General features: G+C 68.4%; 9 protein-coding genes. 4 read left to right on the plus strand and 5 right to left on the minus strand.

Features of this window, described 5'->3' with window-relative positions; genetic code table 11:
• Positions 1–2,086: phenylalanine--tRNA ligase subunit beta (gene pheT, locus AC1D1S_RS16125; RefSeq protein ID WP_476994917.1), on the minus strand; the 2,086-nt coding region annotated here is incomplete at its 3' end.
• A gap of 2 nt (positions 2,087–2,088) precedes the next feature.
• Positions 2,089–3,150 (minus strand): phenylalanine--tRNA ligase subunit alpha, encoded by a 1,062-nt coding sequence (gene pheS / locus AC1D1S_RS16130; RefSeq protein WP_476994918.1) that lies wholly within the window; start codon positions 3,148–3,150, stop codon positions 2,089–2,091.
• 253 nt (positions 3,151–3,403) lie between these two features.
• Here pheS and AC1D1S_RS16135 point away from each other — a divergent pair, with 253 nt between their 5' ends.
• Both AC1D1S_RS16135 and AC1D1S_RS16140 read left to right on the plus strand, forming a co-directional pair.
• Positions 3,404–3,874: a hypothetical protein gene (locus AC1D1S_RS16135; protein WP_028277257.1), complete on the plus strand. Its 471-nt coding sequence runs from the start codon at positions 3,404–3,406 to the stop codon at positions 3,872–3,874.
• A gap of 1 nt (position 3,875) precedes the next feature.
• Positions 3,876–4,514, plus strand: coding sequence for an SIMPL domain-containing protein (locus tag AC1D1S_RS16140; RefSeq protein ID WP_476994919.1), 639 nt, complete (start codon positions 3,876–3,878; stop codon positions 4,512–4,514).
• Between the two features lie 82 nt (positions 4,515–4,596).
• Here AC1D1S_RS16140 and pcp read toward each other — a convergent pair whose 3' ends face one another.
• On the minus strand, positions 4,597–5,238 hold the full coding sequence (gene pcp / locus AC1D1S_RS16145; RefSeq protein ID WP_476994920.1) for a pyroglutamyl-peptidase I: 642 nt from the start codon (positions 5,236–5,238) through the stop codon (positions 4,597–4,599).
• Positions 5,239–5,347: 109 nt separating this feature from the next.
• Positions 5,348–6,130 (minus strand): type I methionyl aminopeptidase, encoded by a 783-nt coding sequence (gene map, locus AC1D1S_RS16150; RefSeq protein ID WP_476943410.1) that lies wholly within the window; start codon positions 6,128–6,130, stop codon positions 5,348–5,350.
• A gap of 63 nt (positions 6,131–6,193) precedes the next feature.
• Between map and AC1D1S_RS16155 the strand changes: the two genes are divergently transcribed.
• Both AC1D1S_RS16155 and AC1D1S_RS16160 read left to right on the plus strand, forming a co-directional pair.
• Positions 6,194–6,496, plus strand: a complete 303-nt coding sequence (locus AC1D1S_RS16155) for a helix-turn-helix domain-containing protein (protein WP_476994921.1) — start codon at positions 6,194–6,196, stop codon at positions 6,494–6,496.
• Positions 6,497–6,600: 104 nt separating this feature from the next.
• A complete protein-coding gene (locus AC1D1S_RS16160) occupies positions 6,601–7,737 on the plus strand; it encodes an Rv2578c family radical SAM protein (RefSeq protein WP_476994922.1) in 1,137 nt (378 codons plus the stop codon).
• Between the two features lie 94 nt (positions 7,738–7,831).
• Here AC1D1S_RS16160 and AC1D1S_RS16165 read toward each other — a convergent pair whose 3' ends face one another.
• Positions 7,832–9,205, minus strand: a complete 1,374-nt coding sequence (locus tag AC1D1S_RS16165) for an NAD(P)(+) transhydrogenase (Re/Si-specific) subunit beta (protein ID WP_028277251.1) — start codon at positions 9,203–9,205, stop codon at positions 7,832–7,834.
• Positions 9,206–9,374 lie beyond the last annotated feature (169 nt).

Consider the following 9,374-nt stretch of genomic DNA (forward strand, 5'->3'; position numbering starts at 1 on the left):
GGTGGAAGGCCTGATGCCGGCCCTGCGTGACCAGGAGCTCGACGCCGAGCACGTCGCCGGCGATCCGGGCGATGTCCACCGCGTCTGCCCAGTCCCAGGCCCGCGGGGCGTGGCCCGGGGCAGCGGGAGAGTCGTGCCCCGTGAGCACAGCGCCCAGGTGCAGCGGCTGGTCCGGGACGCCGTCGTACAGGGCATCAAGCACGTCGTCGCCGGGCTTGACGCCGAGCGGCGGAATCGCGGAGGTGCCAAGCTTCTCGCCCGGCAGGAACACGAGCCCGGCCTCGAAAAGCGCGAGGTCGCGGAAGCCGCGGGAGTGGTTGCGCTTGGCCACCTCGATCAGGCCCGGCAGCACGGAGGTCCGCAGGAAGCCGTGCTCCTCGCTGATCGGGTTGGCCAGCTTGAGGGCCTTGCGCTCCGCACCCTCGGCGGGGACGCCAAAGGTGTCATTGGCGGACTTCGAGACGAACGGATACGCCAGCACCTCGGTGAGTCCGGCGTCGGCGAGGGCCTGAATCAGGCGGCGGCGCTGCTGCTGGACGCGGGTCAGGCCACGGCCCGGGGGCGCCACCGGCAGGGTCGCCGGGATCTTGTCATAGCCGATCAGCCGAGCGATTTCCTCGGTCAGGTCGTCCTGGGTCTCGAGGTCCTGGCGCCAGCTCGGGGCGGTCACCGTATAGCCGTTACCGGTCCTGGCAACGACGGCGCCGAGGTCCTCGAGCGAACTCAGGATCTGTTCCTCGGTGAAGTCGATCCCGATCCGGGCTGCCGCGTACTCTGCCGGCAGTTCGATGGTGACGGCGTCCGGCGCGGTCCCGACGTCGGTCCCGGCCTCGTCGGCCGTTCCGCCGGCGAGTTCGACCAGCAGGTCCACCACACGCTGGGCGGCCACGTCGGCCACCTGCCAGTCCACGCCGCGTTCGAAGCGCTTGGACGCCTCGGACGGCAGCTTGTGCCGGCGGCGTGCGCGGGCGATCGAGACCTCGTCGAAGTGCGCGGCCTCGACCAGGACGTTCGTGGTGGTGTCCGAGACTTCGGTGTGGGCGCCTCCCATGACACCGGCGATTCCGATGGGCCCGGATTCGTCCGTGATCAGCAGATCCTCGACGTCGAGCGTGCGCTCCTTGTCGTCCAGGGTGGTGATCTTCTCCCCCGCTGTGGCCCGCCGGACCACGATGTCGCCGGCCAGCTTGTCCAGGTCATAGCAGTGGTTCGGCTGCCCGAGCTCGAGCATGACGTAGTTGGAGATGTCCACCGGCAGGGAGATGGACCGGATGCCGGCGAGCCGGAGACGGGAGGTCATCCACAGCGGGGTGGGCCGGGTGGCATCCACACCGCGCACGGTGCGGGCCACGAAACGGTCGCAGCCGGGCTTGCCGTAGATGGGGGCGTCGTCGTTGAGCTTGACGCCGTAGCCGCCGGAGAGCGACTGCGGAACCTGGACCTTGGAGACCGGGTCCGTGAACACGGTGCCGGTGGCGTGCGCGTATTCACGGGCTGCGCCGCGGATGGAAAACGCGTACCCGCGGTCCGGCGTCACATTGATCTCGGCCGCCTGGTCATAGAGGCCCAGCAGTTCCATCGCGTCGGTGCCCAGTTCCGGGTCGAGGCCGATCCGGGACAGCACCAGGATGCCGTCATGGTCCTCACCGATGCCAAGCTCACGGACGGAGGCGATCATGCCGGCAGAGAGGTGCCCGTAGGTCTTGCGCGCGGAGATGTGGAAGTCGCCCGGCAGCACTGCGCCCGGGAGGGTGACCACCACCTTGTCACCCTCGACGAAGTTGTGGGCGCCGCAGATGATGCCCTGCACGCCGGAGGGGTCGATGCCCTCGCCCGTGAGGGTCTGCTCGCGGCCCTCGGGGACAACCCGGACCTGGCACCAGTTGATGGTCTTGCCGTTGGTCTGGGGCTCCTTGACGATGCTCAGGACCTGGCCCACGACGATCGGCCCACGAAGGGTGTCCGTGGGTCGGTGGACGGCTTCTTCTTCAAAGCCGACCTTGACGAGTTCGGCCATGACGTCTTCGGCCGATGCTTCGGCCGGTACCTGCGCGAATTCGCGCAGCCAGGAAAGTGGGATACGCACTGTTAGATCTCCATCCCGAAGTGCTCGCTGAAACGTACGTCGCCTTCAATCATGTCGCGCATGTCGCCAACCTCGTTGCGGAACATGAGGGTGCGTTCGATGCCCATGCCGAAGGCAAAGCCTGAATAGATGTCCGGGTCGATCCCGGCCGCGCGCAGGACGTTGGCGTTGACCATGCCGCAGCCGCCCCACTCGATCCAGCTGGGGCCGCCCTTGGCGCCCGGGTGCCAAATGTCCAGCTCCGCGGACGGCTCGGTGAACGGAAAATAGTTCGGGCGCAGCCGGATCTGGGCTTCCGCACCAAACATCTGGCGTGCGAAGTGCTCCAGCGTGCCGCGAAGGTCCGCCATGCTCAGGTTCTTATCGATGGCCAGGCCTTCGAACTGGTGGAACACGGGGGTGTGCGTCGCGTCGAGCTCGTCCGTGCGGAACACCTTGCCCGGGCACAGCACATAGATGGGCAGCTCCCGTTCCAGCATGGAGCGGACCTGCACCGGCGAGGTGTGCGTGCGCATGAGCAGGTGGGCCTCGGGCGGCTCGACGAAGAACGWGTCCTGCATGTCGCGGGCGGGGTGGTCCGGCTTGAAGTTCAGGGCATCGAAGTTAAACCATTCGGACTCGACCTCGGGCCCTTCGGCAATTTCCCAACCCATGCCGACAAAGATGTCCGCCACGCGGTCCTGCAGCGTGGACAGCGGGTGGCGTGCACCGGCCGTGCGCCGGCGCGGCGCTGCCGTGACATCCACGGTCTCTTCGACGAGGATCCGCGCGTCGTTCTCGGCCTCGAGCGCGACCGTCCGGTCCGCGAGCGCCTTGTTGACCCGTCCCCTCGAGGCGCCCATGAGCTTGCCGGCGGCGGCCTTCTGGTCCTTGGGCAGCGCGCCAATCTCACGGTTGGCGAGGCTCAGGGCGGACTTCTCGCCCGTGTGGGCGAGGCGCACGGCCTTGAGTTCATCGAGGGTCGCTGCGGCGGCGATGGCGGCAACGGCCTGGTCTACGGCGGCGGTAATGGCGGCTTCATCCAGAGGATTCGGGACGGCTGCGTCCGGCAAAGTTTCAGTCATCTACTGTTCTTAGCTACGAGTCGGATCATGCCAACAGCGTGCGCCGGGCACAGGGCGCGGCGCAGGTTCTCGGCAAGGCTTGTGGTCACTGTCCCCAGTCTAGTAGACGGCCGTCGGCGGCATGGCAATGGCCGCCCCGCACGTGACGCCGCGGTGCCGGCCGCCCCTGGCACGCTTACGCCGGAATTCCAAGGGCACGGGACATCCCGGCGGCCCCCTGACTGCCGGGCACACCCCCGGCTACCATGGCCTCATGACGCCCGGACAACGGCTTCGCCAGATCGCCAACCTGCTCAACGGCTCCACCCTGCTGGGCCTGCTGCTGGCAGCCTGTGCTCGGACAACCGTCAGCTCCGGTCCGCGCGGACTGCTGATCGCGGGCCGCTACCGCTGGCGGTTGCCGTTTGCTGCGGCCTTCACCGTGGGCAACGTGATCCTCTTCCGAACCGGACCGGAATCCGCCCGCGCCAATCCAGTGCTGCTGGGCCACGAGGAGCGCCACAGCACCCAATATGCCTGGTGCCTCGGGCTGCCCTTCCTTCCGCTGTACTTCATAGCCGCCGGCTGGTCCCTCTGGCGCACGGGCAACCCGGGCAGCGCCAACATCTTCGAGCGCCACGCCGGCCTGGAAGCAGGCGGCTACCCCCTGCCCGGCCTGCCCGGGACCAGACCACGCACGCACCGCAGATTGGGCGTGACCGCCCCTGAACGTTACGAGGCCTGACATGACAGACAGCCCCCGAAGCATCTCCGTTGCAGGAACCGGCAGCGCCGAGGCGGTGCCGGACCTGTTGACCGTGTCGATCGGCGTTGAATGCCGCCGCGAGACCGTGGCCGAGGCCTACAGCGAGGCCGGAACACGGTCGGCCGCCATCACGTCGGAGCTCCGGCAGCGCGGCGTGGACAGCGCGGACTTGTCCACTTCCGGGCTGAACGTCCGGGCCGAGCTGAACTGGCAGGATGGCCGGGGCCAGACCGTGACCGGCTACCTGGCCTCCAGCACGCTCACCGTCAGGATCCGCGAGCTGTCCGCGTCCTCGCAGGTCCTTGCCGCGGCGGTTGCTGCCGGCGGCGACGCCGTCCGGCTGAACGGGCTGACCCTCGGCTTCGCCGACTCCTCGGCCGTCGAAGCCCGGGCCCGTGAGGCCGCCTGGCAGGACGCCCGCACCACCGCCGAGCACTATGCCGCCCTCGCGGGAACCGGGCTGGGCAGGGTCCTGTCCCTCACCCAGCACCCCGGTTTCCAGGCGCCGATCCCCGTGGCGAAGATGCAGCGGGAAGTGGCCGTGACCTCACTCACCGTCGAGGCCGGTGAGTCGGGGGTCACTGCCACCATCGGCGTCGTCTGGGAACTGCTCGACTGATTGCCCAGTAATTGCGGGAGCAGTTGTTTCGCGTCGCCGACGGCGGCCGCCACCGGCTCGGGCGCCGGATGACCGGCTGGGGCTAGTGGGTTGCGCCGGCAGGGAGCTTTAGATCCGCCGTCGTCGCCAGTGCAGTGCGCACGACGACGGCGAGCGCCGCCGCCATCTGGGCGGCCGGCAGCGAGGGGGCACTGCTCCCGGCCGGAAGCTGCGTTTCCTCGTAGGGGACGTGGACAAAGCCTCCCCTGGTGCCCGGACGTAGCCGCAGGGCGTGCATGAGCGCGTAGAAGACATGGTTGCAGACATAGGTCCCGGCACTCTGGGACACTTCGGCCGGGATCTGCTCTGCGCTCAACGCCGCGAGCGCCGCCTTGACCGGCAGCGACGTGAAATAGGCTGCCGGTCCGCCCGGGACCACGGCTTCGTCCACGGGCTGATTGCCGGCATTGTCCGGAATCCGGGCGTCGTCACAATTGATGGCCACCCGTTCCAGCGAGATGCGCGCCCTCCCGCCGGCCTGGCCGGCGCACAGCACAAGCTCCGGCGTGAAACGCTCGAGGGCCTCCGCCAGCACCTTGGCCGACTCGCCGAAGACGCATGGCAATTCCACCGCCTGGACATCCAGCCCTTCGGATTGGAGCAGCCGTGCCGCCGAACGGGCCGCTGCCCACGACGGATTGGCCGTATCGCCGCCAAATGGCTCAAACCCGGTCAGGAGAATCATCGCCCCAGCCTAACAACGCCCTCCCACTGCCGCGGTAAGGCGGCACCCCGCGGCACCCTCGACCCGGCCCCGTCCACACTTGGCCGCCGGGGCATGTGTCGCTCCGGCCTCATGCGTGTGTCCGCGTCGGCAGGGTGAGGATTTCGGCCCCGTCGTTGGTGATGGCGATCGTGTGCTCACTGTGTGCTGTCCGGCAGCCGGTCGCGCTTCGGAGCGTCCACCCGTCGGCGTCGGTGATGAGTTCAGCGGTGTCGGCCATGACCCATGGCTCCAGTGCGAGCAGCAGCCCGGGGCGCAGCTTGTAGCCACGGCCCGGCCGTCCGGTGTTGGGAATGTGCGGGTCCTGGTGCATGGTCGATCCGATGCCATGGCCCCCGAACTCGGTGTTGATCGGGTACCCCGCCTCGCCAAGGACCGAGCCGATGGCATGGGAGATGTCGCCGATCCTGGCTCCGGGCCGGGCAGCGGCTATCCCTGCGCCGAGCGCGCGCTCGGTCGCGCTGATCATCGCGACGCTTCCCGGGGGCTTTGAGTCGCCCACGATGAAGCTGATGGCGGAGTCTGCTGCGACTCCCCGCTTGGAGACGGCGAGGTCGAGTGTCAGCAGGTCGCCGTCTGCCAGCGTGTAGTCGCGTGGGAGTCCGTGGAGCACGGCGTCGTTGACGGCCGTGCAGATGTAGTGTCCGAACGGCCCGCGGCCGAAGGACGGCTCGTAGTCGACATAACAGGACTGCGCACCAGCCTCGGCGATCATGGCCTGCGCCCATCGGTCGAGGTCCAGGAGGTTCGCGCCGACCGTGCTGCGGTTCTTCAGCGTCTGCAGGATGTCAGCTACAAGGGCGCCTGTTTCTTTGGCCCGGGCAAGTTCGGTGGGATTCAGGATCTCGATCATGCGGCGCCTTTCTCACGTGTCCAATAACTATACCGGTCATATTATCCCGGTATAATCGAAGCCATGGTCAGGTTGCCCCTCACATTCGCAGAGATCGAGCGCGGACAGCGCCTCGGCGCCCTGTTGCGCCGCGCCAGGGGGGAACGCTCGATGCTCGACATCGCACTCGATGCACGCGTCTCACCGGAGACCCTCCGGAAGATCGAGACGGGCCGCGTAGCGACCCCCGCCTTCCCGACCATCGCCGCTATCGCCGGCGTCCTCGGACTCTCCCTCGATGCGGTGTGGGCCGAGGTCAACCAGACCAAACGCGCCACTGAACCGACCAGCCCTGATCACAACGCCCGTGAGCGGCTGGCTTCGTAAGCCCCGATCCCCGCAGCTGCACAGGCCGCCCCATGCTGCAACCGGCCGCCGCCTCGCCCGTCAGCATCCTTGACATTCAGTCGAACATATATTCGAATGTAGGCATGAGATGGGACGCACAAGCACTTGAGCGCGGCGATTCCCCGGCCGCCGTTTCCGCCGCTTCGCCCACGGCTGCCCTGCTGCCGCTGGCCGGACTCGTGCGGACGGTCTCCACCCCGGAATTTGCCGGGATCACCTTCCATGAGGTCACCGCCAAATCGGTGCTCAACAAGGTGGTCGCCGGTTCCCGGATGCCGTTCGACTGGACCATCAACCCCTACCGCGGCTGCAGCCATGCGTGCGTCTACTGCTTTGCCCGGAAGAGCCACACCTACCTTGACTTCGACGCCGGCCTGGACTTTGACAGCCAAGTGGTGGTCAAGATCAAYGCCGCCGAAGTCCTGCGCAAGGAACTGGCCAAGCCGTCCTGGCGCCACGAGCACGTGGCCCTTGGCACAAACACCGACCCCTACCAGCGCGCCGAGGGCCGCTACCAGCTCATGCCCGGCATCATTGGTGCCCTGGCCGATTCCGGCACTCCCCTGTCCATCCTCACCAAGGGCACGCTCCTGGCCCGGGACATCCCGCTCCTCAAGCATGCGGCGGCGCAAGTGCCGGTCGGGGTGGGCATCTCGCTGGCCATGACCAACGAGCAGCTGTCCGAGGCCGTGGAGCCTGGCACGCCTGGGCCACGGGCCCGGCTGAAGCTCATCTCCCGTCTGCGGGAAGCGGGCCTGCCCTGCGGCGTCATGGCCATGCCCATCCTGCCGTGGCTCTCCGACAGTGATGAGGCCCTCGATTCCCTCTTCGGGGCCCTCGCGGCGGCCGGCGCCACAGGGGTCACGGYCGGTGCGCTGTACCTGAAGCCGGGCACCCGTGAATGGTTCATGCAGTGGATCGCCCGGGAACATCCGCAACTGGCGGGCAAGTACCGCCGCCTGTATGGCAGCGGGTCATACGCATCCAAGGAATACCGCGCGTGGCTGGCAGGACGGGTCCGGCATTTCAAGGACCTGCACGGCTTCTCCGGCTCGCAGGGCTTCAGCCACCGGGACCTTGACGGGGGCAGCGACCATGACAACGCCCGGGAGGAAGAAGCCCAGTACCCGGCCGGGAGCATCCCGGACACCGCGGGGCACGCAAGCCCACGCCACGCTGGCGCTGCCCGTTCCGGCACGGCCCAGCCCACACTGTTTTGAAGTCCGCTCCACCTCAAGCACACGGAGCCATGGGTCCCCTGCGCAGCAGGGCTGCCGGAGCGGAAAGCGCCCTGAGCCGCCGGGCGCAGGATGCCTAGAGCGCCTTGACCGCGCCRAGCACCCTCGCCAGCGAATCCTTGGCGTCGCCGAACAGGAGGGTGGTCTTGGGATCGTGCAGGAGCTCATTCTCGATGCCGGCAAACCCCGGGCGCATGGACCGCTTCAGGAACACGACCTGCTGGGCCTGCACCACTTCCAGGATCGGCATCCCGTAAATCGGCGAACCCGGCGAGGACTTGGCCGCCGGGTTGACGACGTCGTTGGCCCCGACTACCAGAACGATGTCCGTGGTCGCGAATTCGGGGTTGACTTCCGCGAGCTCCCGCAGTGACTCGTACGGCACGTTGGCCTCGGCCAGCAGCACGTTCATGTGGCCCGGCATGCGTCCCGCCACGGGATGGATGGCGAACACGACGTCCACGCCGCGCGCGACCAGGGCCGTGGCAAGCTCCGCCACAGTGTGCTGGCCCTGGGCCACRGCGAGCCCATAACCGGGAACGATCACCACCCGCTGGGCGTAGCCGAGCTGGACGGCAATGTCCTCCGGGGACGAGGAACGCACTGGCCGGTCGCTCAGGGCGGTGGAACCCGCCGTCGAGCCGCCCTTGAACGCCCCGAACATGATTCCGCCGACTCCGCGCCCCATGGCCGAGGCCATGACCTTGGTCAGGATGGTGCCGCTCGCGCCCACGAGCGTCCCGGCGACCAGCAGCAGGACATTGCCCAGGACCACGCCCGACGCTGCCACCGCCAGCCCCGTGAACGCATTCAGCAGGGAGATCACGATCGGCACGTCCGCCCCGCCCACGGGCAGCACCAGGAGCAGCCCGGCCGCGAGGCCCAGGCCCAGCAATGCGAGCGACCAGCCCAGCGACCCGGTCACGACCACCAGAGCTCCTGAGAAGACCGCCCCCAGCAGGACGGCCCCCATCACCCAGGGCATCCCGGGGAACAGCAGCGGACGGGTGCTGATGAGCTCCTGCAGCTTGCCCACGGTCACCGCGGAGCCGGCAAAGGACACCGCCCCCACCAGCATGGTGAAGACCACGGCCAGGCGGACCCAGGGATCTTCCTGGTGGCCAAGTTCCAGCACGGCGACGAGCGCCGCGGCCCCGCCCCCGACGCCGTTGAAGAGCGCCACGAGTTGGGGCATCTGGGTCATCTGCACCCGCCGTGCCACGGGGAAGGCAATCGCGGACCCCACGGCGATGGCCGCGAGGATGAGCGGAACATTCTCCAGCCGCGCGGAGAGGAAGACGGTGACGACGGCGAGGAGCGCCCCGGCCGCGCCGATGGCGTTGCCGCGGCGGGCCGTTCGTGGCGAGCTGAGTCCCTTAAGCGCCAGGATGAAGCAGACGGCGGCCACAAGGTAGAGCAGGGCTGTCCATTCGGGGCTCAGGAGGCTCATTTGGACTCCCCCGCCGCGTCGGCGGAGCTCCCCTCGCCGGGGTGTCCTTCGCCCGCGGCTCCGCCAGCCTTGGCGGCGCCGCTTGAGGCGGGGATGCGTGTCCGCTTGTGGGCGCTGAACATCTCCAGCATCCGGTCCGTGACCACAAAGCCGCCCACCAGGTTGACGG

It is taken from the genome of Arthrobacter sp. P1_A5, assembly GCF_056406825.1.

Excerpts from the sequence above, each read along its gene's own strand:
- map (WP_476943410.1), bottom strand. The coding sequence starts at position 6,130 with ATGATCGAGATCCTGAATCCCACCGAACTTGCCCGGGCCAAAGAAACA.
- AC1D1S_RS16135 (WP_028277257.1), top strand. The coding sequence starts at position 3,404 with ATGACGCCCGGACAACGGCTTCGCCAGATCGCCAACCTGCTCAACGGC.
- AC1D1S_RS16140 (WP_476994919.1), top strand. The coding sequence starts at position 3,876 with ATGACAGACAGCCCCCGAAGCATCTCCGTTGCAGGAACCGGCAGCGCC.
- AC1D1S_RS16155 (WP_476994921.1), top strand. The coding sequence starts at position 6,194 with ATGGTCAGGTTGCCCCTCACATTCGCAGAGATCGAGCGCGGACAGCGC.
- pcp (WP_476994920.1), bottom strand. The coding sequence starts at position 5,238 with ATGATTCTCCTGACCGGGTTTGAGCCATTTGGCGGCGATACGGCCAAT.